The organism is Novosphingobium sp. PP1Y (assembly GCF_000253255.1).
In the GTDB taxonomy this organism is placed as follows: Bacteria; Pseudomonadota; Alphaproteobacteria; order Sphingomonadales; family Sphingomonadaceae; genus Novosphingobium.
The window spans coordinates 900,166-924,754 of sequence record NC_015583.1; the positions used below are offsets into that span (position 1 = coordinate 900,166).

Below are 24,589 nucleotides of genomic sequence, written 5' to 3' on the forward strand. Positions count from 1 at the left end.
CCTCAGCCCTGCCAGCCCTGGAGAAACTCGAGGAGGAGCGCGTTTACTGCCTCCGGCCGCTCCTCATGCGGAAGATGCCCGCACCGTTCGATCGGGACGGCCTTCAGATTGTCCGCCATCTCGCCCCATACCCGAGGCATGTCGAACATCTTGCCGACGGCGCCGAAATTGGCTCCCCAAAGCGCAAGCGTCGGACAGGCAATCTTGACTTCGGCGTCTTCCTTATCCTGCGCGACATCTTCGGAGTTTGCTCGGTAATCGGCCATCGCGCCCCGGACGGCGCCCGGCGCGCGATAGGCGCGCACATAGGTGTCGAAGGCTTCGCCCGAGATCGCCGAGGGATCATAAGCCCAGTCGGAAAAGAACCACCGCAGCCATTGCTCTTCCTTGCCAGCAATCAGCGTCTCGGGGAGATCAGGCACGAGGTGGAAGAGAAAGAACCAGTAGGCCTTGGCGATTTCGGCATTGATTTCGCGCGCCACGATTCTGGTCGGCACATTGTCGATCACGACCAGTCGATCGACCCGGTCCGGATAGTCCTTGGCGAACCTCGTTGCGACGCGCGCGCCGCGGTCGTGGCCAACCAGGGCGACACGTCCGATCTCGAGCTCGTCGAGCAGGCAAGCGATGTCCTTCGCCATCGTGCGCTTGTCGTAGCCCGAGGCGGGCTTGTCGGTTTCTCCATAGCCGCGCAGGTCCGGCGCGATGATCCGGAACAGTTCGCCAAGGACGGGGATCTGATAGCGCCATGCGTAGTTCGTTTCCGGAAAACCGTGCAAGAGAACCACCGGCGATCCGGCACCGGCATCGATATAGTTCTGGCGAATTCCGTTCGCACGGACGGTGTGATTGGCGATTGCGATCATGGTCGGATCCGTTCTTCTGCGCGGCCGATATGTCCGGCCATCCTTCGCGCAACATTTAGGCAGGCAGGCTTGCGGGCCGATTGGTTGGAACTGCGACCTTTTGTCCGTTCCTGCTCAAAGGCGGACCGACCCGAACGACCCGGGCATTGAACCACCTGAGTTCCGCTGCATCGCATTCGACATCGGAAGGGGGCGCAACGTGGCCGATCAAGATCGCCGTGAAGAATATCCAAGCCGCCGCGCTATTCGCCAATATTCCGGACGCGACCGGTGCGAGGGTCGCGGTCCATCCGACCTATGCCGGGCGATGAACGTCCTGGACCGAAATGGAGTGACATAGATGGCGTCTCCGGCACTGTTTCAGCCGATCGAACTGGCTTCGCTGAAGCTCGACAACCGGATCGTCGTAGCCCCGATGTGCCAATATTCCGCAACCGATGGGTGCATGAACGACTGGCATTTTGCCCATCTGGCGCGGCTGCTTTTGTCGGGCGCTGCGGGCGTGACGATCGAGGCGACCGCTGTGCTCCCCGACGGCCGGATTTCCGACAAGGATCTGGGTCTTTGGGATGCAACGACCGCAACTGCTGCGGCCAAAATCGTCGCCCGCCTGAAGGCGATGTCCGACACGCCGCTCTTCGTCCAATTGTCCCATGCCGGCCGCAAGGCGTCGGTTGAAGTGCCGTGGCTCGGCGGTGGCCAGATCGCGCCGCCGCTGCCGCGCGGATGGACCACGCGTGCACCATCGCCCGTTGCACTTCGTGACACCGACGCCATCCCCAATGCGCTCGATAAGAGCGAGCTTGCAGACGTCAGGGACGCCTTTGCTACAGCGGCCGCGCGCGCCATGGAGATTGGCCTCGATGGCGTCCAGATCCATGCGGCGCACGGCTATCTTCTCCACCAGTTTCTTTCGCCGCTCGCCAATCAACGAACCGATGAATATGGCGGCGACCTCGCCACCAGGATGCGCTTTCCACTGGAGGTCATAGAAGCGGTGCGCGGGGCTGTGCCGGCATCGAAACCACTGACGGTGCGCATATCAGCGACCGATTGGGTCGATGGCGGCTGGGAAATTGAACAGACAATCGCTTTCGTCCGCGCGTTGCGCGAGCGCGGTTGCACGGCCGTCCATATCTCGACCGGCGGACTTCATCCGGCCCAGCAAATTCCTGTTGGTCCCAGCTATCAAGTGCCCTTTGCGCGCGCGGTCAAGGCGGCCGTAGACATTCCCGTCATTGCAGTTGGCCTGATCACCGAGCCAGAGCAGGCGGAAGCGATCATTGCCACGGGCGACGCGGACCTCGTCGCCCTTGCCCGCGGCATCCTCTATGATCCGCATTGGCCCTGGCATGCCGCTGCGGCGCTCGGCGGCCAGGTACGCGCTCCAAACCAATATCTTCGATCGCAGCCGCGGCTCTTTCTGAACCTGCTTCGCCCCGCACAAACCTGACTGGCGAATGTCGTCTTGCACATCCATGATGCGTTTTGCCTGTCCCTGACGAACATGTGGGCCGTCTGACCGTCTCAAAACTGATACGCTCGCGGCCTTGGACTGCAAACCGCGCGACGCCTCGTGTTGGTCAGTCAATTTCTCTCGATGGGCGAAGCGGAATGGATTCAAAACGACTGGAGGCCTTCACCGACGGCGTGGTCGCGATCATCATCACGATCATGGTTCTCGAACTCAAGGTTCCGGATGGCAGCTCGCTGCGCGACCTGGCCGCGAGCCTTCCCCTGCTTCTCGCCTATGTCCTGAGCTTCATCAATGTCGGCCTCTACTGGAACAATCACCACCATCTGTATCAACTCAATCCCCGCATCGACGGGCGCGTCCTTTGGGCCAATCTCTTTCTTCTGTTCTGGCTGAGCCTTGTCCCTTTCGTGATCCGCTGGCTTGATGATAGCGACTATTCGATAGGTGCAACCGCGGCCTATGGGATCGTCCTTGGAATGGCCGCAATCGGCTATTTTCTGACCGAGCGCGCTATCATCGCCTGCAACGGAAAAAGCTCTGAGCTTTCCGAGGCACTTGGGATGGATTGGAAGGGCTGGGGAACGCTTGGCCTCTATGCAATCGCGATCCCCGCAGCCTTCTACAGCCGCTGGATCGCCATCCTGCTCTATGTCACCGTCATAGCGCTCTGGGTCATACCTGATCGGCGCTTTGCACGCGCAGTAGAAAACAGAACCGCTGATCGTCAGCGATAGGCAATCCGCGCGGGCAGGGTCAGCTTGATCTCCGTTCCGCTCGGCTCAACGTCGGATATCTTGATGATCGCCCCCAATCGTTGCGCCCTCTCGCGCATGCCGACAAGGCCATAATGCCCGGCCTTGCCTCCCGCTTCCTTCACTGTGGCGTCGAGGCCAACGCCGTCATCGGCTACGCACACCAACAGGCTGTCACGGCGATGCAATATTCTGACCGTGATCATGTTTGCTTGCGCGTGGCGCAGCGCATTGAACATCGTCTCATTCGCTATGCGCGCGATATCATCTGCGACCGGTGCGCAGACGGGCCTTATGGTACCCGCTTCCTTTACCGACCATTTAATCTGTTTTTGCAGCACGTCCTCGGCGATCGCGGTGAGTGCGATCCCGAGATCGACCGGTTCGCTTTCTTCCCTCAGGAAGCGCACCCGGTCGCGGCCCTCCTGTAGCACGTCGTCGGCCCGATCCAGGGTGGATTCAAGCTCTTCGCGGGCGGGATGCCCCGGAGGCAGGCGCTCGACCGTCGACTGGAATCGAAGAACCAGACCCTGAAACCCTTGCAGCAACGTATCATGAAGATCCTGGGCAATATGCTCCCGTACAGCGATCCGATCTTCGATTCGCTCCCGGGCGGCTTGCGCTGCCGCGCGCATCCGCGTCTGGATGAACGCCCATAAGAGCACGGCAACGATCAAAAGCAAGGCGGTCTTGAACCACCAGGTTTGCCAGAAATAGGGAAGGATCGTGACCGTCATGACAGCGCCATCGTTGTTCCAGACACCGTCCGAGTTGGCGGCAACTACCTGGAATCTGTACGTACCGGGTCGAAGACCCGTATAAGTGGCTTGCCGTTTTCCGCCGGTATCGACCCAATCATCATCGACACCCTCCATTTTATAGCGATACGCATTGGCCGTCGGTTTGGTCAGGCTAAGAGCCACAAAGTCGAACTGAAGGCGGGTCGTGCCGGCGGGAAGGGTGACGTCGCGCTGCGGGTAGAAGTGTCCGTTCGCTTCGAGACTCCGAATATTGACCGGCGGAAGTACGGGATTGCGACCAATCCGCGCCGGGTCCACCCGGACGACACCCCGGTTCGTGACGAACCACGGATTTCCCTTCGCATCGAGTACAGCATCATTAGACACATAGGCGAAGCTGCGACTGGTCAATCCAAGCTCGCTGCCGATCAACTGATGGGCGAGGGGACGTGTCGGCATTTCGAAGGCACGATTGAAGTCGCGAAGCGGCACGAGGAAAATCCCTTCAGCTCCGATCAACCACGCCTGCTTTTGATCGATGGCCAGTCCGCTGATACCGTTAAGCCAGGGATTGTGCGCGGACTCGAGAGATACGAACTGCTTCCCGTCATAGCGCGCGATACCCTTTTCGCCGCCCAGATAGAGATGATTTCCGATCTTCTTGATCAGGTGGACGAAACCGATCTTGATCTCTTCTTCTTTCCAGAGTGTTCGGACCGAACCCGGGCGCGCATGAAGGAAGGCGTGCATCGGGAGGTTGAAATAAAAGCCGTCCTTCCCGTCGCTGAGCATCGACTGGCCCGTGGGCCAGCCCTTTTGTAGATTCCACGCGCCGCCGGATAGCTTGAACAGGCCGGTCCCGGATGCCCAAACCTCACCCTCGGCATCTATGGAGCAGTCACTCAGCGCCATGGGGGACGGCGACCCTGCCACCGCAGTCCAGCGTCCATCACGCTTGAGGTAGCTCTTCTTCAAGGTTGGCACCAGCAATTGATCACGCGGACCGGCGCAAAGCGTGATCGCGTAGGAAGTCTTCTGGACTAGATCCGCAGATTGATCGGAGAGCCGGTAGACGCCCGCGTCGGTCGCCACATAGACCGGTGCGCCCGCGACCGAGCCTATCGCAAATCCCGTCGTGGGAGCGCCCTTCAGATCCACCCGCACGATCGGCGAGCGCATATAATTTACGAGGCCGTCGGGTCCGCCGCCCCAAATCGTCCCTTCGCGATCGCGAAAGAGGATGCGGGACTTCGCCGCGATGACGTCACGGCCTGCGGCAAGGCCTTTAAGGTTCGAGAGTCTTACTATGCCCTGCTGATCGCCGCCCAGCCACGCGAGACCGTCCTCAAAGAGCAGCGACCATTTGCCTGAACCGCCCGAGCTGGGACCATCCGTTTCAATCTTTCTGAGAAGGCGTGGAGGCGTGAGGCGCTGCAAGCCTTTGTCGCTGAGGAGCCACAGCGTTCCATTCTCATCTTCGGCAAAGGAGGTCGCAAACCCCACCTGTTCAGGGATTTTTTCCGGACGTGAAGCCCCTGGGGGAACACGCAGGATGCTGCGAAATTGCGCAATCCAGATCGTCCCATCGCGGGCTTGGAATACCTCCTGGATCGGTTCGGGCTGGAGCCAGTCCTTCGCGGTATAAATGCGCCATTGGCCGCGGTGGCGCCGGCGGAGCTCGGCGCCATTCTCTCCATTGACGCTTACCCAAACATCGCCATCGCGAGAGACCATGATGCTCCAGACGGAGCCACGTGGACGACTGACGGTATTCGCATCTCGTAATTCGCCATTCCGGACGACACCGACACCGCCAAAGTCATAGCCGACCCACAGAGCGCCGTCGGGAGCGGCCGCCAGCGCGGTGATTTGGTTGGAACGCCACTTGTTGAAGGTTTTCGGCTCGATCTTCTCGAAAGCCAGCCCGTCGAAGCGATACAGGCCGTTGGCAGTACCAAGCCAGAGAAAGCCGTCACGCGTCTGTGCAATAGCCCGGACGTCGGACGGAGAGCCCTCTTCAGCGTCCCAATGGCGGTGGCTGTAGCCGGGTATCTGTTGTGCCGAGACGCTGGGCACTAAACCGATAAGGAAGACGAGATGCGCGAAGCACTGCAGCAAGGCACGAAGGAAACTGGCATTCAGGCCAGCACCCAGATGTACATCCCCGCGATCGAACTCGTCACTCCATCCGCGCAAACCTCCTGGCCCGGTTCCTGTCATGAAGGATATGGCTGACTATGTTTCATTGCTGCTCCCGCTGGCCCCGCCGCTATGCACGAATAGGCCAATAGCAGTCCACTATGTCGAGCATTTTTCATTGTCGACCGGATCGCACGATCCATGATTATGGAAAGGGCGTCGCCGTCAAATTCGGCTAGCCGGCAACGACGTCGCCAAATTCCGAATGCCGCGAGAACCAGCTTTGCATGAAGGGGCAGCGCAGCACCAGTTTCCAGCCCTCGGTGCGAGCAATTTCAAAAAGGCCACGAGCCAGCCTGGACGCAAAGCCTTGGCCGCCAAACTGGCTCGGGACTTCGGTGTGGACCAAAACCAAACGACCTTCCTCATCGATCCGATAATAGGCTGCCGCGATGTCATCCCCGCTGATCGGGCGTTCGAACCGGTGCATATCCTTATTGTGAATGACCTGGGTGCTCATTGCTCCGCTCACTACGAGATCCCTTTTGACTGAAACTGGGGAGCACGCGCTGCCGCTCAAGCGCTGCGCGGCAGGGCGGCACTCGGATGCCGGGCGCAGGCGGCCGTCCCCCCCAGCACGACGATGCCCGCAACCACCAAGGGAACAGCGAGGCCGTAGCGCATGACCAGAAGCGCGCCGATCGCTCCTCCAAGAAGGATCGCGAGGACTGCAGCGATACGTCGCGCAAGATTGGGGGCGGTGCCGCCGGCCATCCGCGAATCTGCCGCAATGCCGGTAATGGTGAGCGTCAGCACCGTCGTGGTGAGATCCGGAACCTTCAACTGACGGATCGTCGCATTGCGAAAGCCCATTGCGACTGCGGTGAGGCCGATAATGGCAAAGAGCGCCCAGCGGGGCGAAAGCGCAACCGGATCGAAAGCCAGAGCAAAAAGCGCGGCCGCCCAGAGCAGCGCCGTTTCGATCAGTGCGGCCAACATAAGCCAATGCCGGAGCGGGCGCGTCCCAAAGCTCTGCCCGGTCCGGCCACCGATAAATGCGCCGAGAAAGAATGTCAGCAGCGCGACGAGCCCTGGTGCGATCGAAAAGCCCGGGGTTCCCGCTACAGCAAATCCGAGGAACACGACGTTTCCGGTCATGTTCGCGGTGAAGACCTTTCCGAGCCCCAGCACGCTGACCGCATCCACTAGACCGGTGGTCACCGACAGAAGCACAAGCAGGCCTGGGAGGGGCGATGAAGCGGGCTTGTCCGCATTTGTCGGCAATGATACCATCAGCGTCTTACCTTGCCTAAAAGCGAAAATTGGCCTCGAGGCCGATCATCCTGATCGTCTTGGCCGGACCAGTTTCCTTGATGAATGCGCCAGGCGCGAAAAGTGAGAGGGACGTCGATAGTTCGAGTTCCGCCGTCGCCTGCCACGCAAGCGTCGCTTCCACTTCCTTGCCGATAAAGCGCGCGCGGCTGTTTCCGGGCGCGCGTACAAGGTTGCCGGGGATGTCGTAGACCCCGTCGGCGCGGGCGTATCGCCAATAGCCCATTCCGGCCAGGCTAGCCGAAACGCCTTCGCCAAGCTCGGCGCTTACCCGCGGATTCACGCTGATGATGTTCGTGGGGCCGATGGGCGAGAGTTCGCCGAAATATTTGCCCTTCGGGAAAAGCGCGTTGAAGGTCTCTACGCGACCGTCGCCGGCTTCAGTGTCGCCACTCACAATGTTGAACCGCAGCGTCGCATCGGGCGAGAGCGGCAGTGAAGAGAAGCTTCGGCCCAATTCGGTGGCGAGCGTCCAGGCACGGATCTTCTGACCGGCAAAATGCCCAAATTGGCCCGCCGCCTCGATATTCCAGTGCCAATCCTGGCTCGCGCCAAAATAACGGGCCCCTACAGTGTGCCGCTCCTCGCGTCCCAAAATCCCGCCAAAGCGGGCCGCTCGATTGCGGTAGCCCAGATAATAGAGATCGAGGTGCGGGATCGTCGCATAGGCGCCCCATAGCGCTTCGGTGGCCGACGTCCGGTCATCGAAATTTCCCGTGCCGGGCGTTACAGACTTTACCGCAAGAAGGTTCACCTTGGCTTTGCCGACCGTCACGATGCCGCGCACGCCATCAAATGCGAGCGGCACATTAGGGCCATAGCGTGTGCCCACCAGCCGCTCCGAGCCGAGTGATAGCATCTGCCGCCCCCCGCGTACGGTAAGCGGGCCAAGGTCGACTTCGCCGAAAGCCTGTAGAAGATCAGCCCTCGTCTGATCGATCGGACCAGCCGAAGGCTGGACGCCAACGGCATAAGCGATAATGGGCTGGGCGAACGCGCGCACCTTGCCGACATGGAGGTCAGCATAGGGAAGAGCCCGAACCCAAAGATAGCTGTCGCTCGGAGGGGCCGCGCTGCCCCAAAGGCTGTTTTTGTAATTCTCGTTGCGCGCGCGGAGCTCTATTCCCGTGGAGAGCCACGCATCATCGGCGATCGGTATATATTTGAACTCTCCGGTCCAGTGATGGTCGCGCTTATCCTTGTCGGCAAGATCGGACCAGTCCTCGTCGTAGCGGGTGGTCGTCAGCGTTGGCGCCTCCCACGCTTCGGTCGCTTGAGCGAAAACAGGCGTTGGAAGAAACCCCGCGAGCAGGAAAACGGCCGCACGTCTAGGCACGCCGCTTTGCCTGTTCTGCCACCAGCGCCGCGAGCACGAAGCCGCCAATCAGGCCGACATGTTCGAAGAAGGCGTTAGTCGCGGCGAACCGCTCGGGTCCGTCAGGCATTGTCCAGAAAGCATTGGCGGTAAAGGCGGCGAGCAAAGTGAAGACCCCGAGCATTCCCGCTCCCAGCCAGACCAGCCGGCCCGAGAGGATGAGGATTGGGCCGATCAGCTCGATCGCGATTGTCAGCGCCGCCCAGAAAGCGGGCGGGCTCATCCCGAAATGTGCCTGTTCGGTTACCGCGCCGGACCAGTCTGTTAATTTGACGATGCCGCCCAGAAGATAGGCACCGACCAGGAGCAAGCGGGCGATGAACCATGTCGGCGGCCAGTCCAGAACGGCATCGACGAAGCGGGGATCCCGATCAATACCCATCGTCATTTGCCCATATTGGTGTGTATTTCGGCGATATAGCCGCCGGGGAACCGCACGATCGCCGCCTGACGCCCGCCAGTGGAGTAGGGAACGACGAGCGTCTCGACCCCGGCCGCCGTCGCCCTAGCGAGCGTGGCGCTGAGGTCGGCCACCTCATAACCGGTCATGTCGCGGCCATAGGGCCAGGGCAGTTGCCCGTCGGTGACGTAGACGACCATCTTGCCGTACCCGGTCTCGATTGCGACGCGGCGGATGGTCTTGCCGGGCTGGCCAACTTCGGCGCCAGGCGCCGCTCGATCATCAGAAAGGATCTTGCCGCGGGCAAAGCCGGTCCAGCCGGTGATGAAGCGATCGGCCACATCTTCGGTAAGATAGATGCGGTTTTCGGGAGTGGTGGCGAGCGGCGCGTAATTTGGTTTCGCCGTATGCCAATAGAGCTGCATGTTCACGCCGCCTGGCCACTGGATCACGGAATCGCGGCCAATAGGATCCGGGAACGTCGCGATGCGACGGATCGCGCCGTGTTTGACCGCGGAGGCGACGGCTGCGTCGATATCGGTCACGAGATAACCAGTGCGCTCGTCACCGAACGGGTAAGGGATCGGGGTTTTGAACCCGAACACCGAAACGGTCCCCGCCGGCGTCCGCGCGAGCTGCGACTTGGTCAGGCTTTTAGTCGGCGTGACCTGGAACTCGCCCTGCTTCGAGATCGAGCCGCCGAATGTCGCGACGAAACTGGCCACAAAGGCGTCGAATTTTGCTTCGGGCACATAGACATGCGTCGTATCATATTGCGGTCCGACCGAATAATCGGCGCTGGCGACCTCTTTTGCCTGGACCGGAGAAGGGGTCGGCATCGCGGCAAAGAGCGCGGTGGCGACGAGGAGGGCAGCGGGTTTCATGGCTCTTCTCCTGACCGGAGCATTGGTTCAGACGGCCCAGCAGCCGCAGCCGAGCGAGCCCCAGAAGGTCTGAACGTCATGGGCGGGCACATTTGCAGCAAGGGCTGCGGCATGATCATGGCCGTGAACCGAGCAGGCGGAGTGGCAGCCGCAGGCCGCAGCAAGCTTCGCCTTTGCCTCGGGTGTCTTGTGATAGCCGCCGAAAATTGCGACCGGCGACCAGTCGGGCATGGGTTTGGGAAGTTCGGGCGCGATGGGCCCATAATCCCCCTCGCCATGGACCGCCTTGCCGCCAAGCAGGGTCAGGACCGATCGGATATGAACAATCTCATCCTCAGGCACCGAGAAATAATCGTCGGAGAGGACCGCGAGATCGGCGAGTTGGCCCGCCTTGATCCGGCCCTTCGTGCCGACCTCGTTCGAGAACCACGTGTTCTCATGTGTCCACATGGCGAGCGCCTTTTCGCGGCTTACGCGATTGGCGCCCGGATAGAGCTTGAGGCCGCCCACAGTCCGGCCGGTGACCAGCCAGGACAATGACACCCAGGGGTTGTAGCTGGCGACGCGCGTCGCGTCGGTGCCGGCTCCGACCGGAATGCCGGCCGCGATCATTTTCGCGATCGGCGGCGTGCGTTCGGCGGCCTTCGCACCATAGCGCTCGACGAAATACTCGCCCTGATACGCCATACGGTGCTGCACGGCGATGCCGCCACCCAAGGCGGCAATCCGGTCTATATTGCGATCGCTGATGGTCTCGGCATGGTCGAAGAACCAGTTGATGCCGGCGAGCGGGATATCGCGATTGACCTTTTCATAAACGTCGAGCGCGCGGCCGATCGTCTCGTCGTAGGTCGCGTGCAGTCGCCATGGCCAGCGATTCTCGGCGAGCAGCCGGATAACCGGCTCGAGATCGCCTTCCATGCTGGGAGGCAAGTCCGGGCGAGCGACACGGAAATCTTCGAAATCGGCCGCGGAGTAGACCAGCATCTCGCCCGCGCCGTTGTGGCGGTAGCTGTCATCGCCTTGCCCAGGCTTCACTTGCTTCACCCAGCTGGAGAAATCCGCCAGCTCTTCCTTCGGCTTCTGCGTGAACAGATTGTAGCTGATGCGGACTGTCAGCTCGCCATCCTGGTGAAGCTTCTCGATGATCTGATAGTCTTCGGGATAGTTCTGATATCCGCCACCCGCGTCGATTACGCCCGTGACGCCTAGGCTGTTCACGTCGCGCATGAAATGGCGGGTCGAGTTGATCTGATACTCCTCCGGGAGCTTCGGCCCCTTGGCGAGCGTGGAATAGAGGATCGTCGCATTCGGATGCGCCAGCAGCAGTCCGGTGGGATTGCCGGAGGCGTCGCGCACGATCTCGCCGCCGGGCGGATTGGGCGTGTCTTTCGTATAGCCGACGACCCGAAGGGCGGCCGCATTGAGCAGCGCGCGATCATAGAGATGGAGAATGAAGACCGGTGTCTCGGGCGCAACGGCGTTGAGCTCGTCAAGGGTCGGAAGCCGCTTCTCGGCAAACTGATGTTCGGTAAAGCCGCCGACGACGCGCACCCATTGTGGAGCCGGCGTACGGTCGACCTGCGCCTTGAGCATCGCCATCGCCTCGGAAAGCGACGGGACACCATCCCAGCGCAGTTCCATGTTGAAATTGAGGCCGCCGCGGATGATGTGCATGTGACTGTCGATCAGCCCCGGGATCACCCTGCGACCCATCGCGTCGATTAGCGTTGCGCCCGTTTCGGCAGCCTGGCGAACTTCCACTTCGCTCCCCACCGCGAGGAACTTTCCGTCGCGTATGGCGATCGCCTGCGCTTCGGGGTTCTCGCGATCGAGCGTGGTGACTTTGGCATTGATGATTATCAGGTCGCGCTGGGGCACAGGAGCGTTCCTTCCAAACAGGGGATATGGGAGCAAGGCGCCGACGGCAGCTGCGCCAGCACCAGCGAGCGTGCTGCGCCGGGTGATGCTCATACCTCGTCCTTCCGTTGTCCGATGGGCCGGCCGAGAACATGCTCGGCGCAGTCCGTTCGTACGAAAGAAGTCACTTCCTTGCCCGCCGCGATCCTTTTGGCGATGGGGATGATCTGTTCGCCAAGCAACATGCCGAGCAAACCAAGGAGAGCAATTGTCGGCGGAGCCGGGGAGCGGACGTTGAGTAGGCTGTAGATGAGGCCGACTAGCAGTCCCACAGCCAGTGAGATCAGGTAAGGTTTCATGACAGATTCCCCCTCAGTGCCTACCGGTCAGTCGCGTGCGAACTCGAGCAGATCGGCATTCAGCCGGTCCTGATGTGTCGCGGGGAAGCCATGCGGCGCCCCTTCATAGATTTTGAGTGTCGCATTCGGCAGGATCTCGGCCGAACGCTTGCCGGTCGTTGCAATCGGCACGACCTCATCGCCATCGCCGTGCACAACCAGTACCGGAATGGTGATCGATTTCATTTCCTCGCGGAAATCGCTGGCCCAGAATTGCTCGATACAGGCATATTGGCCATGGATGCCGCCCATCATGCCCTGCAGCCAGAAGGAATAGCGCCAGCCTTCGCTTTTGGACGCGCCCGGCTTGTTCATGCCGAAGAAGACGTCGGGGAAATCGAGGAACAGCTGCGAGCGGTTGTCGAGGGTCGCTTTGCGTACGCCGTCGACCACCGCGATCGGAACGCCATCGTCATTACCGTTGATCGCACCCATCAGCGGCGTGACTGCACCGAGCAGAACCATCTTCGCGACGCGGGCAGTGCCGTGGCGTGTCACATAGCGCGTAATTTCACCGCCGCCGGTCGAATGGCCGACGAGTATCGCGTCCTTGAGATCGAGCGCTTCGATGACCACCGCGAGATCGTCTGAATAGGTGTCCATATCGTTGCCGGCAGCAGGCTGATCCGACCGGCCATGCCCACGCCGATCATGCGCGATGACACGAAAGCCATTCTGCGCGAGAAACAGCATTTGCCCGTCCCATGCGTCCGCGTTGAGCGGCCAGCCGTGCGAAAAAACGATGGGCCGACCCTGCCCGAAATCACGATAGAATATCCTTGTACCGTCCTTGGTCGCCACGAAACTCATAACCCGATTCCTCTTTATCTGTATCGAAGGGTTGGGGCTGGCGATGGGCGGGGAGGGGGGGGTCTAGTCGCCAGCCCCGTTCTGCATCAGTGGCCTTCGGAGGCCCCGAACATCGTCTTGGCGTATTTGATACCGAGACCGTAGGCGCCGCCGAATTCCTTGGCGATGCCGGTGGTCGAGTCATAGGTTTCGGTGCGCGCCCAGTCGCGCTGCAACTCGAGCATATATTGCAGCGAGGTCATCGGCTTTGCACCGAGCTGGATCATCCGCTGGACTGCGCGCTCATGCGCCTCTTCGGAGATGTCGCCGCATGCGTCCGCGATGAAATAGGCGTCGAAGCCCTGGTCGATCGAAGAGGCGACCGGGCCGACGATGCAGACGCTGGTCCACAGGCCGGCAAACACGATCCGCTCTTTCCCGATGCGATTGACTTCTTCGATCACGGCCGCATCTTCCCAAGTGTTCATCGACGTCCGGTCGAGCAGTGCCTGCCCCGGGAATGCGTCGGTGATTTCACTGAACATGGGGCCGGAGAAGCTTTTCTCGGCGACCGTCGTCAGGATCGTTGAGACGTTGAACGATTTCGCAGCCCGGCTGATCAGAGCCGCATTGTTGCGCAGCAGTTCGGACGCAATCGACTTGGTCGCGAACGACATCTGCGACTGGAAATCGATGAGGATCAGCGTGTGATCGGTCGGCGAAATCAGTGATTTTCCGGGTGTGGGCGTGGCGGTGACTGGCATACAAAGGCTCCTTCTTGTCGGACAGCGTCTGGCTGCCTGTGGGCTTGCTCGAGGAGTGTGACTGACCGGATTTCATCCGACCGGTCGCTCCCAAGTTCTAATCGGTTGGCCGGCTCCCAATCATCGCCACATCGCGCTGAGAGACTTTCGCGAGGGCATTCGGCCGGGAGCATCGGCTTGTCCGCGATCCTAGGCTCTTAGCGGGAGCCGGTCTTGGATCGCTCTGACGCAAACAGCCATCTGCGATCATAAGTTGGCGTCGCGACCGTCAGTCGGGAAGCGATCCCTGGTGGCGCACGAATTCAAGATAATGTGGGGAAGGTGCCGGTGGCCCTTTATCGTTCGGCCAAAGTAAGCTGGAGGCTAAAGGTCGATCAGCCCCCGCTTGGCGGCAATCGTCACGGCATGGGTGCGGTCGGTGGCACCTAGCTTCGAGAAGACGATCTTCATATGACCTTTGACGGTCTCTTCGGTGATATCGAGGCGCGCAGCGATCTGCTTGTTCGAGTTGCCCCAGGCTGCGAGCGAGAGCACCGCGGCTTCGCGGTCCGAAAGGGCGTCTTCGAGGACGTGCATCGCGATGGCTGTCGCGATCGACGCGTCGAGATGCTTTCCTCCGTGATGCACCGAACGAATGGCGTCGAGTAGTTCTTTGCGAAGGCTGGCCTTCATCAGATAGCCCATCGCGCCCGCGCGCAGAGCCTTGATGGCGCGGCCATCGCCGGAATAGGTTGTGAGTACGATGATCTTTGCGTCGGGAAAGTTCGACCGGATCGCCGCAATCGCGTCCACCCCCGACATGTCAGCCATTTGCAGGTCCATCAACACGATGTCGGGCCGAAGACGGGTATATTCCGCAATGCCTTCGGCGCCGCTGCTCGCCTCGCCAATGATCTCGATATCGCTCTGGGTCGTGACGACGGCGCGGACCCCCTCGCGCAGGAGAAGATGGTCGTCCACGAGCAGCACTGAAATCGTCGGTGCCTGCCCGGTCGCAGCTGTCCTGTTTGTCACCCTGGTCTGCATGGTACGTTCAATATTTTCCTACACTTGATCGATACATACATCATGATCTCATTCTTCGCAGCGCCAATTTTCTCACGGCGCCGCGGTGAGCGAATGGCTCAGCGCCTGCGCGGTTCGTGCGGCATCGCCGTTCCGGATGTCGAAGGTCCATTCGAGCTCGGGAAGGGGCTCGCGTCGTGCCCTTTCGGCGACCGCCTTGAGCACGCCCTCCATCATCGTCGCAGCCATCGCTTCGACCATTTCAGCTGGGATATCGCGCTCAAGCCACATGAGAAGGCAGCCTGCCGAACGAGCATTCATCCGAAGCGCCGTGCACATGGCTAGTTCCGCGGGATGTCGGGCGGCCGTTGAGATCGGCGCAATACCGTCCCCCATGCCGATAAGCATCAGCGACCGGGCCCGAATTGGTGCGGGCGGCGTGGCGAGCACAAGGGTCTCGCCCGCCGTGCCATTGAAGATCCCGCCCTTGCGCAGCCGACTCAAGGTCCCGTCCAGTACACGGTCGAGTTGATCGGCTCCGCCCTTTGGGCGATTGGCCACGTCTTGCTCGAACATTCCGACGACAAGCAGGTCTACGTCCGCGCACACCACATCAATCTGCGCGACCTTGAAGCTAATCGGTCCCCGGCGGCCTATCGTTAGCGGTGTAACCTGCTCCATAGCGCCAATCTCTCTTCCCTCCCTGACAATTCGAGCACTCCGGACGTGCGCACGTTCCTACTCATGTTGGCGCTCGTCCTGTTCCGGGCTGACAGAATTTGGACACATCTGCGTTTTTCGATCAGGCGCAGACGCTTACCCTCGATCTGCACGGCAAGAATTGGCCCCAGGTCCCTTGTTGGCCGATCACTTCCGGCAAAGCACCGATGCAGGCCGCTTTGCGTCAGGAATCGCCGATTCATGAGGCACCTGTCCAAGGCCCCCTCCCGCGATCGCGTCTAGGATAGCGCGAAGAATGCAGGTGAGCTGGAGCGTCTCATGACATCATCGATATTCGTCAGAATTGCTCTCGGCGGGCCCATCGCGATTGCGATGCTACCCTCCATTGGTGCAAGCCAGCCGGCGCCGGTTGAAAATATCCAATCGGCAGTGCGCCAGGCTCCGGGCTTCTTTCGGATGCACCTGGGCCATTTCGAAGTCACGGCGCTTCTCGATGGCACCCATCCGTTCCCCGCAGCAAAGCTCGCCGTTGGCGCCAGGCCAGGAGAGATCGACGGACTTCTCGCCGATGAGTTCCTCTCCTCACCCTTTGAAGGAATGATCAACGCCTTTCTGATCAACCTTGATGGCCGGCTAGTTCTCATCGATACCGGCGCCGGTGACCTCTACGGCAAGGAAGGAGGCGGGCTCGTAAGCGCGTTGATCGCCTCCGGCTATTCGCCCGCACAGATCGAGGACGTCTATATCACGCATCTCCATGAGGATCATGCCGGTGGCCTCCTCAAGGACGGGAAGATGGTCTTCCCCAAAGCGAACATCCATGTGTCCGCGGCCGACTTCGACTTTTGGACCAACAACGCCAACAAGGATCAGGTCGGCCAATTGCTGCAGCCATTCTTTCCGGCAATCCAGAAAGTCCTCAAACCCTATATCGATGCGGGACGTCTGCAGCCGTTTTCCGCAAACGCTGCCCTCGCGCCGGGATTGACCGCCAGAGCTGCAACAGGTCACACCCCAGGGCACAGCTTCTTTCTGCTTCAGGATGGAGGGCAGTCGATGCTGTTTTGGGGGGACACGGTCCATATGGCGGCAGTCCAGTTTCCGCGGCCCGATATAGCCATCGAATATGACTGGAAAGTCCCCGAAGCGGTTTCGGCACGCAAGGAAATTTTGGAGGAGGCTGCCGCCAAGGGCTGGTGGATCGCCGGTGCGCATATATCCTTCCCTGGCATCGGGCATGTGTCGAAACTGCCGCATGGCGCGTATCAGTGGGTACCCGCGAACTATACGCTCAACCGGTGAATTCCATAGGGCCGCTCCGCAAGTTATCTGCCTGTCGCCTTTTTCGGGCCGGGTGTTAGCTTAGTCGCTGATCTGAGTTCATTGATAGTCGCCGAAGGACCTCCTGTCGCGACGGTGCACTTTAGGCAGCGAGTTGCCAGTCCCGGCGCCAGGTCATTGGGGTTGTGCCGATGTTCCGCCTAAAAAGCCGGGTCAAATGGGCCTGGTCGGTGAGACCGCAGGCGCATGCGATTTGGGATAGCGTGTCGCGCGTCTTCAGCATCAGTGTTTGAGCGCGCCGCAGCCTTTGCCTGATGATGTAGGAGTGAGGCGTCTCACCCATACTCGCCTTGAACGCGCGACAGAAATGGCCAGTACTCAACCGCGCCACGGTTGCCAGATCTTCGGTTATCAAGGGCTTATCGAGCCGATCCTCAATATGCTCGGTAACCCGCCGGACTTGCCAACTGGCTAGGCCCCCTTTTGTCAGGCCCATAGTTCCCGAGAGGCGCTGCGGAAGAAGGACCCCTTCGGGAATGTCATCCTGGAAGTCGCTCTCGAACAGCGCTGAAAGCTGATCGAGATAGTGCCGCGCGAGATTGAGGTCCTCATCCAGCGATCTGCGCGCGCCGGCAAGCAAAGAGACGATCTGCATGGAAAACACGGCCTGCTGGAAGGGTGAGGACTGGGTCTCCCCCGGCGGCAGAGATTGAAATTCTTGATACATGGCCGGCACCCCTGTCTCAGTTCAGCAGCGATTTGCTGCCGACGAGCCAGCAGCACGGTGGATGAAGCTGGCGGGCTGGTGGCGGTTCGCTCACGCAAATCATTCCGTCAGGCACTCTTCCGATGTGTCGACATGATGATTGGGCGCCCATTTGAACGATAGCCCAATGCGAGACGACTTCGCCCCCTCTGACGAGGCGCAAATTGGCACCCCCTGTGAGCTAACTTCATCCAAGCGCTGACGTGGCGGCGCTGTCGTCCCCTATTTCAAGAAGAGCGCGCGAGGTCTCCGGCCGCCCAAATTCGCAATCCCGGTGCACGATCCAAATGAGGTGTGAATTTGACAATTCTGAGGCGCAGCGTCCCGCTAACCAAGCGACCGATCCTGCTCTTTCAAGGAGTTTAAATGTGACCGACCGGCTCAAGGCCGCCCGAATGGCCCCGCTCGCGACGCCAACGGGGCTGGGTGAGAATGCATCGCGCGACATTTCCGCCGCGCTTACGGCGCTCTTGGGCGATATGTTCGCTCTCTACCTCAAGACCAAGAACTTTCACTGGCACATTTCGGGGCCGCACTTTCGCGACTATCATCTGCTGCTCGACGATCAGGCGGCCCAGATATTCGCGACGACCGACACGATCGCGGAGCGAGTGCGCAAGCTTGGCGGGACAACCATTCGCTCGATCGGCCACATCGCGCGCGTCCAGCGCGTGCTCGACAACGATGCCGACTATGTCGATCCCCTCGACATGCTCACCGAATTACGGGACGACAATGGCGATCTAGCGCGGCGCCTCCATGAAATGCATGCTCTTTGCAACGAACATGGCGACATCGCTACCGCCAGCCTGGTCGAAACCTGGCTCGATGAGACGGAAGGCCGTCGCTGGTTTCTCTTCGAAGCGACGCGGACGCGCTGATCCGTTTTTTGCCTTGCTCAGGGGTAAACGCGAGGCGTTGATCGCGCGCGTCGCGCTGGTCGGGAAGGATATAGTCGTCCCACTGCAAGTCCGCCATTTGCGGCACGCGCGCGCGAACCCAAGTGCACAGGGTGCGCAGGAACCGGAAGTGGCGATTGCTGGTCGGCGGCAGGAGACCGATTTTGTCTTCGGCGAGCTTTCCAGCCGCGACGAGCGCTTCTGCTTCGGCAATAATGGCCTCGAGGCTCATGTTCTGATGCCGTTCGCATTTGTGATGGCTGTGGGCTGGAAGTTTGTCGAGCAAGCCTGCGAACCGATCGAGATCGTCCTGCTGCAACCGCCAGATGGGGGCCGGGAAAGCCTTGCCCAGGAGCATCGCAGCGCTTGCGAACTGGTTCCTGGTTTTATCGTCCCGGCCCTTGTGCACCTGCCGGCGTTTTCCCGGGGCACAGCCACCGGCTCGTGGCACGCTGGTGAGGTAGCGACTTGCCGCCTCCGCCACGGTAACGACGGCCCACTCGGCTACCGGTTCGTCCAGAGGAGGGACATGCCGCCGCGGCTGCCCTTCGCGCGCATGTCGTCCCGGCCAGCCCATCCCCGTCGGGGCTCTGCTTCGCGCGAGATCGGCGCCGGCGTGCGCATCGCCACGTGCGGGGGGCGGGGCCCCGCGGGGAGGGGGGCTGGCGCCATCATGGCCGCGCACTTGCGAACGCGGGGTGGCGCCCCCGCGCAATTCGCGGATCGCGGCAACCCGCGCCTGGTGGATGATCTTGCAAATTGCCCGGCGCAGCGGGGCGGTATCCGCGAGGTTCTGGGACTCAAGTTCGGCGTTGACCTCGGCCTGCCAGCGGGCAAGGCAAAGCTCCGTCATGCGCAGGCCGGCGGCGCCGAGGGATGACGCGTCCGCGTCATCGGGCATGCCGCCCCACACCAGCGCTTGGGAGAATCGTTCGAGATCGTTGAAGACCTGACAGACGAAGGCCTCGCGGTCGGTGGAGCCAGGGACTTGGTCGAGGACCTGCAGGTGCAGGGCTTCCAGGCGATCGCGTTCGATGGCGAGCAGCCGACGAAACTGCGCATTGCGCTGCTCCGGGGTGAAGGGTGGGTCACCCGGATCGTGTTCCAGGCTGAACCGGACCGTTTCGGCAACGCCGGCCAGCCGGATCGCGCGTTGTCTAGCCACGGCGAGTCTCCGCGTCAGCAGGCTCAGAGCTATACGATATGTGCCGCCATCCGGCCAGCGGATCGCTTGCCGGTAGTAATAGACCGCTCCGCGGCGAAAGAGCTGGTGGCAGGAACGCATCGGGCCGACTGACACCCTGTGGCTACACGCTCCGACTCCCGAATCGGAGCTCTGGGCCTGCCACGCTTATAAATCAGTCGCTTGGATGAATGCTGGCTGGGGCGGCAGGATTCGCAGCCAGCTTCGCGTTACCCACAAGCTGTTGAATTACTGATGGAACAGCTGGAGCGTCAGAAGCTCATCCTACACCGATTGTCACATCCCGGGAATGTACGATGGACCCGTTCAGTCTTCCTTCCGCTGCGGTTGTGCAATAGACACAGGATAGCTTTGGCTCGTTTCCCGTTTAATTATGAGCACACAATTTCTGCTGTCTTGCACACATTGGGACGGACACCTGCTCAATTGATCGTGGTAACAGACTTGGGATGGGAGACACTCATTCATCCCCTTCGGGGCCAATCGCAGACACCCACTACGGCCTCGTCAGAGGACGACGCATCGATGGGGTCGATCGCTTCCTGGGCATTCCTTATGCAGCGGCGCCCGTCAGGTTCGAACTTCCTTCTCCGCCGAACGCTTGGGCAGGCATCCGTGAGGCCGATCTACAAGGACCGAGCGCTCCGCACCGAGTCACGCCGTTTCCGGGCATCGATGTTCTGGCCTTGGTGGGTGACGGGGGGACACGCGGCGCAGATTACCTCAATCTCAACATATGGAAGCCCGCTAGTGGCGAAGGATGGCCTGTCATGGTGTTCATCCATGGCGGTGGGTTTGTTGTGGGCAGCAAGGACGCCCCGGTGCAGGATGGCGGCAGCTTTGCCCGGTCAGGAGTCGTCTGCGTCGCGATCAATTACCGGCTTGGCATTGACGGCTTTCTTCCGGTCCCAGGCGCGCCGACCAATCTCGGGCTGCGGGACATGATCTTTGCCCTGCAATGGGTGCACGAGAACGTAGCCGCATTTGGCGGCAATCCGGAAAACGTGACGGTCTTTGGCGAAAGCGCGGGAGCGATGGCCATCGCAGATCTCGTCACTTCGCCGCTTGCCGCAGGGCTGTTTCAGAGGGCCATCATCCAGAGCGGCCATGGGTCAATGGTTCGGGAAATTCCCGTAGCGCAGCGTTTGGTCCGAAAGCTCGCCAGGACCCTGAAGGTATCGCCCGATGCAGATGGCTTTCGCAAAGTGGGCATAGAGGACGGACTTGATGCGATGGCGAGAGTCTCAAAGCCCTTCGCCCGTCTTGATCTGCGCGGTGCCGATGGGCGCGAACCTGTTTTTGGCATCAGCCGTTTCATACCTGTAATCGGCGACGACGTCTTGCCACAGTCCCCCATGGCAGCGCTCAAGAGTGGTGTTGGTTGCGATATCGATGTGTTGATCGGCACCAATTCAGAAGAGATGAACCTTTATTTCGTACCGACAGGCATCAGGCGCAAGATTGGGCGCATCCTTTCACGCTGGGTGCTGGGGCGCTCGCAGCCCAATCCCGGAGCCGTGCTGCGCGACTACGGAATGGGCAAGAGAGGTGTGCGTCCGGGCGATGCTTTCACGCGGGCGATGCATGACCTCGTGTTTCGCTGGCCAGCTCGCCAATATGCGGCTGCGCACCAAGGCCGGACCTGGTTCTACGAGTTCGACTGGCGCTCTCCCGCATTTGAAGGAGAGTTGGGCGCATGTCATGCGATCGAATTGCCCTTTGTCTTCGACACCTTGCCAGTTGCGACAGGACCGCAGGGGCTGGCCGGCGAAGCGCCGCCGCAGGCTCTGGCCAAGCGGGTTCACGCGCTCTGGGTCGAATTCGCCAGGGACGGTACCTTACCGTGGCCACAGTTCGACGGGCAGACCCGCCAGGTTCATCTGTTGGAGCGCGGGGATACCGTTCGCGAAGACGTGCTTCCCGCCGCATACCATCTTCCGGAGTAGGATATGTATCTTGAAAGCTTGCGGCTGGACGGCCGCACGGCATTTGTTACTGGCGGTGGACAGGGAATTGGCTTGTGTTGTGCCGAGGCTCTCTCCGAAGCCGGTGCTCGTGTCACGATCGCAGATAACAACCTGGCTCGTTTGGACGAAGCGCGCGGCGCGCTCGAGGCCAAGGGATATCAAGTCGCGACCCAGGTCCTGGACGTGACGGATTCCGCAGCAGTGACGGTCGCCGCCGATGCAATGCTCGAACGTGAAGGCAAGATCGACGTCCTGGTTAACAATGCGGGAATAGCGCGCAGCGATACGGCAGCTCAGGATGTGGCAGACGAGCATTGGCTTAATGTTCTCGATGTTAACCTCAATGGTACTTTCTGGTGCGCCCGTGCATTCGGTCGTCACATGCTGGCCGCGGAAGAGGGCTCCATCGTCAATATCGGATCGATGAGCGGGTTCGTCGTCAATCGCCCTCAGCCACAAAGCTACTACAATGCCTCCAAGGCGGCGGTCCATCAGTTGACCCGTAGCCTCGCTGCCGAGTGGGCTCGGCGCGGGATCAGAGTCAATGCCGTGGCGCCGACCTATATCTCCACCCCGCTCAATGCCTTCGCGGACACCTCCAGCGAGATGTACCGCCGCTGGATCGACGGGACGCCCCAAGGCAGGCTAGGCACACCCGAAGAAGTAGCCTCGGTCGTCCTGTTCCTTGCCTCGGATGCCGCAAGTCTCATGACCGGTAGCATCGTGCTTGCCGATGGCGGGTATACCTGTTGGTGAGGGTCACGCGGCACAGTCAAACTGATGCTCGGCACAGTGCCAAACCTTTCAGATAGGTCCTGATGTAGCTAGAAGGAAAAGCAAGAAAGGGCGCAATGTCGCCCGAAACCAGGAGAGGTTTACCATGCGTTTTTGTGCCGTACTTGCTGTCACCACGATGGTCACCGCCATCCCCGCCACTGCCCGTGCGCAGGATGCGAATAGTGAAGTCGGCGGCGCAGGCATTGGTGAGATCGTCGTGACCGCCCGCAAGCGCACCGAGACGCTAAAAGACGTTCCGGTAGCCGCGACCGCGGTAACAGGCGACATCATCGAGAAGCGCGGGCTGTCGTCTGTGCGCGACATTGCCTCACTGACCCCCGGCCTCAATATCAACAGTGACGGAGGCGGACGCGCCTTCATCGCCATCCGCGGCGTCGGCGTTACGCTCGTTGACACCGTCCAGCCGGGCGTCGGACTTTTTATCGACGGTGTATATCAGCAGAATACCTCCTACCTGAACAATCCGCTGGTCGATGTTGAACGTGTGGAAGTGCTGCGCGGGCCGCAAGGCACGCTCTACGGCAAGAATACGCTGGGCGGCGCAATTAACATCATTACCAAGCAACCGGGCAACACGTTCGAAGGCACCGCCATCGCCAGCTATGCCGGATCTGACGACAGTTGGTTCACTTCCGGGTCGATCAGCGGACCGATTGTCAAGGACCGGCTGCAGGTTCGTGTCGCCTATGGCCATCGCCAGCAGGACGGGTTCATCAAGAACACCTTGCTCAATCGCTACGCCAATACGCTCAATACAGATACCATCAATGCGACCATTCGTGCCACTCCGGTCGCAGACGTCGTTCTCACAGTCAATGGCTCGTACGACTGGGTGTTATCCGGGTCTCTGCCTTATTCCTTTGTGAGCGGGCCACAAGATTACCAGCGCAATATCGCGTTCAATGCCACGAATCTCCAGAACCTTCACTACAAACGTCTTAACGGCAAGCTCGAGTTCCCGGTCGCCGCGATTAATACTGACGTGACCCTCGTTGGCGCCTTCGACGAACGAGTTGCGCGGTTGCCGGACGGGGACCTCGACTTCTCGCCCGTGGATATTGCCCGCAACGACGGCCTAGATATCTTGCGTACGCGCACGGCGGAGCTGCGTTTCGATACCAAGCTCTCGAGCACTTTGAGTTCGATCGTTGGCCTTTTCTACAGTCGTGAGACGCGCGACGGTGATACGATAACCACGCTGTTCCCGGGCGTGCTCGACATCAGGAACCAGCAGATCAGCCATACTGGCAACAACACCTGGGCCATCTACGGCAACATCTTCTGGCGGCCGACCGACGCGATCGAGCTGTCCGCGGGTCTGCGCTACGACGACCAGAAGCGCCATGCTACTGGAGCGGTCTTCATCAATGGCGATGGGGGCCCGATCCCCAATGCGCGGCTCTCCGAAAATCACCTCTCGCCGCGCGTTGCGATCACCTACCACTGGACAGGCGAGGTCATGACGTACGCCTCGATCTCGCGCGGTTTTCGCGGCGGTGGCTTCAACTCGCCGGTCGCGCCTTTCCGGACGTACAAGGGCGATAACGTCTGGACTTATGAAGTTGGCGCGAAGTACGCTTCGGCAGACCGTCGCTTGGCCTTGTCTTTGGCCGCCTTCTACAACGATTACAAGGACTACATCGGCCTGAACAGTATCGCGCCGGCCGTGACGGGCGGCTTCACCACTGTCGATCTGAATACCGGCAACGTCGAGAGCTACGGCGTTGAGCTGGAAGCGCAAGTGCGGCCGCTCGAACGTTGGTCGATCAGCGGCGGGGTCTCGCTGCAACATGCGCGGCTCACCGATACCTCGATCTACACCGAGGTTACGGGTCGCCAGTTGGCCTCGAATCGCCTGACCTTCCAGCCTGACTGGAATTTCAATCTCAATACCGACTACACGGTTCCGGTTGGCGACAAGGATGAGGTCACCTTTAGCGCAGGCGTGATCGGCAAAGGGAGCCGGATCGCAGCAAGCTTGAGCGAAACCGACGCGCCGGTGCTCAACAGCTATGCGCTGGTCAATGGGTCCATCACCTGGGGCCATGGTCCAGTCGAACTTTCCGCCTTCGTAAACAACCTGTTCGACAAGAAGTACTTTGAATCCTACATTGAAAAGACGACCCTGATCCTCGCCGGTCTGACGCCGAGCGACATCGGCATCGTCGGCGATGCACGTCGCTATGGTGTGCGCGCCCGGGTGAAGTTCTGA

At 60.7% G+C, this 24,589-nt stretch carries 22 protein-coding genes; 7 read left to right on the forward strand and 15 right to left on the reverse strand.

Features of this window, described 5'->3' with window-relative positions; all coding sequences use genetic code 11:
• Positions 1–2: 2 nt before the first annotated feature.
• Entirely contained in the window at positions 3–866 is an 864-nt protein-coding gene (locus tag PP1Y_RS04975; RefSeq protein WP_013836993.1) for an alpha/beta fold hydrolase, read from the reverse strand.
• Positions 867–1,206: 340 nt separating this feature from the next.
• Between PP1Y_RS04975 and PP1Y_RS04980 the strand changes: the two genes are divergently transcribed.
• Positions 1,207–2,319: an NADH:flavin oxidoreductase/NADH oxidase gene (locus PP1Y_RS04980; RefSeq protein ID WP_013836994.1), complete on the forward strand. Its 1,113-nt coding sequence runs from the start codon at positions 1,207–1,209 to the stop codon at positions 2,317–2,319.
• A 161-nt stretch (positions 2,320–2,480) separates the two neighbouring features.
• Positions 2,481–3,077, forward strand: a complete 597-nt coding sequence (locus tag PP1Y_RS04985; RefSeq protein ID WP_013836995.1) for a TMEM175 family protein — start codon at positions 2,481–2,483, stop codon at positions 3,075–3,077.
• Here the strand turns inward: PP1Y_RS04985 and PP1Y_RS04990 are convergent.
• The 12 genes from PP1Y_RS04990 to PP1Y_RS05045 form a co-directional block, all read right to left on the reverse strand.
• Positions 3,068–6,055, reverse strand: coding sequence for a sensor histidine kinase (locus PP1Y_RS04990; protein WP_013836996.1), 2,988 nt, complete (start codon positions 6,053–6,055; stop codon positions 3,068–3,070). The two genes, PP1Y_RS04985 and PP1Y_RS04990, sit on opposite strands and share 10 nt — an antisense overlap.
• 154 nt (positions 6,056–6,209) lie before the next feature.
• Positions 6,210–6,494 carry a GNAT family N-acetyltransferase gene (locus tag PP1Y_RS04995; protein ID WP_013836997.1) on the reverse strand — a complete coding sequence of 95 codons (285 nt, stop codon included), beginning with the start codon at positions 6,492–6,494 and terminating at the stop codon, positions 6,210–6,212.
• Positions 6,495–6,550: 56 nt separating this feature from the next.
• A complete protein-coding gene (locus PP1Y_RS05000) occupies positions 6,551–7,267 on the reverse strand; it encodes a YoaK family protein (RefSeq protein WP_013836998.1) in 717 nt (238 codons plus the stop codon).
• Between the two features lie 16 nt (positions 7,268–7,283).
• Positions 7,284–8,642 (reverse strand): alginate export family protein, encoded by a 1,359-nt coding sequence (locus PP1Y_RS05005; protein WP_013836999.1) that lies wholly within the window; start codon positions 8,640–8,642, stop codon positions 7,284–7,286.
• Positions 8,635–9,063 (reverse strand): DoxX family protein, encoded by a 429-nt coding sequence (locus PP1Y_RS05010; protein WP_013837000.1) that lies wholly within the window; start codon positions 9,061–9,063, stop codon positions 8,635–8,637. The genes PP1Y_RS05005 and PP1Y_RS05010 overlap by 8 nt, the downstream gene beginning before the upstream one ends.
• Before the next feature lie 2 nt (positions 9,064–9,065).
• Positions 9,066–9,965 carry a VOC family protein gene (locus PP1Y_RS05015; RefSeq protein ID WP_041558401.1) on the reverse strand — a complete coding sequence of 300 codons (900 nt, stop codon included), beginning with the start codon at positions 9,963–9,965 and terminating at the stop codon, positions 9,066–9,068.
• Positions 9,966–9,992: 27 nt separating this feature from the next.
• Positions 9,993–11,939, reverse strand: coding sequence for an amidohydrolase (locus PP1Y_RS05020; protein ID WP_013837002.1), 1,947 nt, complete (start codon positions 11,937–11,939; stop codon positions 9,993–9,995).
• A complete protein-coding gene (locus PP1Y_RS05025) occupies positions 11,936–12,184 on the reverse strand; it encodes a DUF1427 family protein (RefSeq protein WP_013837003.1) in 249 nt (82 codons plus the stop codon). Before PP1Y_RS05025 ends, PP1Y_RS05020 begins: the two co-directional genes overlap by 4 nt.
• 27 nt (positions 12,185–12,211) lie before the next feature.
• Positions 12,212–13,033: an alpha/beta fold hydrolase gene (locus PP1Y_RS05030; protein ID WP_013837004.1), complete on the reverse strand. Its 822-nt coding sequence runs from the start codon at positions 13,031–13,033 to the stop codon at positions 12,212–12,214.
• An 86-nt stretch (positions 13,034–13,119) separates the two neighbouring features.
• Entirely contained in the window at positions 13,120–13,776 is a 657-nt protein-coding gene (locus PP1Y_RS05035; protein WP_013837005.1) for a hydrolase, read from the reverse strand.
• A 363-nt stretch (positions 13,777–14,139) separates the two neighbouring features.
• On the reverse strand, positions 14,140–14,802 hold the full coding sequence (locus tag PP1Y_RS05040; protein WP_013837006.1) for a response regulator transcription factor: 663 nt from the start codon (positions 14,800–14,802) through the stop codon (positions 14,140–14,142).
• Between the two features lie 72 nt (positions 14,803–14,874).
• Positions 14,875–15,462: a M17 family peptidase N-terminal domain-containing protein gene (locus PP1Y_RS05045; RefSeq protein ID WP_013837007.1), complete on the reverse strand. Its 588-nt coding sequence runs from the start codon at positions 15,460–15,462 to the stop codon at positions 14,875–14,877.
• A gap of 429 nt (positions 15,463–15,891) precedes the next feature.
• Between PP1Y_RS05045 and PP1Y_RS05050 the strand changes: the two genes are divergently transcribed.
• Positions 15,892–16,764 (forward strand): MBL fold metallo-hydrolase, encoded by an 873-nt coding sequence (locus PP1Y_RS05050; protein WP_158511833.1) that lies wholly within the window; start codon positions 15,892–15,894, stop codon positions 16,762–16,764.
• Between the two features lie 121 nt (positions 16,765–16,885).
• Here PP1Y_RS05050 and PP1Y_RS24605 read toward each other — a convergent pair whose 3' ends face one another.
• Positions 16,886–17,470, reverse strand: a complete 585-nt coding sequence (locus PP1Y_RS24605; RefSeq protein WP_013837009.1) for a helix-turn-helix domain-containing protein — start codon at positions 17,468–17,470, stop codon at positions 16,886–16,888.
• Positions 17,471–17,904: 434 nt separating this feature from the next.
• On the opposite strand from PP1Y_RS24605, the gene PP1Y_RS05060 reads away from it, so the two are divergent.
• A complete protein-coding gene (locus PP1Y_RS05060) occupies positions 17,905–18,390 on the forward strand; it encodes a Dps family protein (RefSeq protein WP_041558406.1) in 486 nt (161 codons plus the stop codon).
• Here PP1Y_RS05060 and PP1Y_RS26330 read toward each other — a convergent pair.
• Positions 18,308–19,573: a hypothetical protein gene (locus tag PP1Y_RS26330; RefSeq protein WP_232512272.1), complete on the reverse strand. Its 1,266-nt coding sequence runs from the start codon at positions 19,571–19,573 to the stop codon at positions 18,308–18,310. The genes PP1Y_RS05060 and PP1Y_RS26330 overlap by 83 nt on opposite strands.
• Positions 19,574–20,061: 488 nt before the next feature.
• Here PP1Y_RS26330 and PP1Y_RS05075 point away from each other — a divergent pair, with 488 nt between their 5' ends.
• From PP1Y_RS05075 to PP1Y_RS05085, 3 genes are all read left to right on the forward strand, one after another.
• A complete protein-coding gene (locus tag PP1Y_RS05075) occupies positions 20,062–21,558 on the forward strand; it encodes a carboxylesterase/lipase family protein (protein WP_013837012.1) in 1,497 nt (498 codons plus the stop codon).
• 3 nt (positions 21,559–21,561) lie between these two features.
• Positions 21,562–22,335, forward strand: coding sequence for an SDR family NAD(P)-dependent oxidoreductase (locus PP1Y_RS05080; protein ID WP_013837013.1), 774 nt, complete (start codon positions 21,562–21,564; stop codon positions 22,333–22,335).
• A 124-nt stretch (positions 22,336–22,459) separates the two neighbouring features.
• Entirely contained in the window at positions 22,460–24,589 is a 2,130-nt protein-coding gene (locus PP1Y_RS05085) for a TonB-dependent receptor (protein ID WP_148274843.1), read from the forward strand.

Excerpts from the sequence above, each read along its gene's own strand:
- PP1Y_RS04975 (WP_013836993.1), bottom strand. The coding sequence starts at position 866 with ATGATCGCAATCGCCAATCACACCGTCCGTGCGAACGGAATTCGCCAG.
- PP1Y_RS04980 (WP_013836994.1), top strand. The coding sequence starts at position 1,207 with ATGGCGTCTCCGGCACTGTTTCAGCCGATCGAACTGGCTTCGCTGAAG.
- PP1Y_RS04985 (WP_013836995.1), top strand. The coding sequence starts at position 2,481 with ATGGATTCAAAACGACTGGAGGCCTTCACCGACGGCGTGGTCGCGATC.
- PP1Y_RS04990 (WP_013836996.1), bottom strand. The coding sequence starts at position 6,055 with ATGACAGGAACCGGGCCAGGAGGTTTGCGCGGATGGAGTGACGAGTTC.
- PP1Y_RS04995 (WP_013836997.1), bottom strand. The coding sequence starts at position 6,494 with ATGAGCACCCAGGTCATTCACAATAAGGATATGCACCGGTTCGAACGC.
- PP1Y_RS05000 (WP_013836998.1), bottom strand. The coding sequence starts at position 7,267 with ATGGTATCATTGCCGACAAATGCGGACAAGCCCGCTTCATCGCCCCTC.
- PP1Y_RS05010 (WP_013837000.1), bottom strand. The coding sequence starts at position 9,063 with ATGGGTATTGATCGGGATCCCCGCTTCGTCGATGCCGTTCTGGACTGG.
- PP1Y_RS05015 (WP_041558401.1), bottom strand. The coding sequence starts at position 9,965 with ATGAAACCCGCTGCCCTCCTCGTCGCCACCGCGCTCTTTGCCGCGATG.
- PP1Y_RS05020 (WP_013837002.1), bottom strand. The coding sequence starts at position 11,939 with ATGAGCATCACCCGGCGCAGCACGCTCGCTGGTGCTGGCGCAGCTGCC.
- PP1Y_RS05025 (WP_013837003.1), bottom strand. The coding sequence starts at position 12,184 with ATGAAACCTTACCTGATCTCACTGGCTGTGGGACTGCTAGTCGGCCTC.
- PP1Y_RS05030 (WP_013837004.1), bottom strand. The coding sequence starts at position 13,033 with ATGAGTTTCGTGGCGACCAAGGACGGTACAAGGATATTCTATCGTGAT.
- PP1Y_RS05035 (WP_013837005.1), bottom strand. The coding sequence starts at position 13,776 with ATGCCAGTCACCGCCACGCCCACACCCGGAAAATCACTGATTTCGCCG.
- PP1Y_RS05040 (WP_013837006.1), bottom strand. The coding sequence starts at position 14,802 with ATGCAGACCAGGGTGACAAACAGGACAGCTGCGACCGGGCAGGCACCG.
- PP1Y_RS05045 (WP_013837007.1), bottom strand. The coding sequence starts at position 15,462 with ATGGAGCAGGTTACACCGCTAACGATAGGCCGCCGGGGACCGATTAGC.
- PP1Y_RS24605 (WP_013837009.1), bottom strand. The coding sequence starts at position 17,470 with ATGTATCAAGAATTTCAATCTCTGCCGCCGGGGGAGACCCAGTCCTCA.
- PP1Y_RS05060 (WP_041558406.1), top strand. The coding sequence starts at position 17,905 with ATGGCCCCGCTCGCGACGCCAACGGGGCTGGGTGAGAATGCATCGCGC.
- PP1Y_RS05075 (WP_013837012.1), top strand. The coding sequence starts at position 20,062 with ATGGGAGACACTCATTCATCCCCTTCGGGGCCAATCGCAGACACCCAC.
- PP1Y_RS05080 (WP_013837013.1), top strand. The coding sequence starts at position 21,562 with ATGTATCTTGAAAGCTTGCGGCTGGACGGCCGCACGGCATTTGTTACT.
- PP1Y_RS05085 (WP_148274843.1), top strand. The coding sequence starts at position 22,460 with ATGCGTTTTTGTGCCGTACTTGCTGTCACCACGATGGTCACCGCCATC.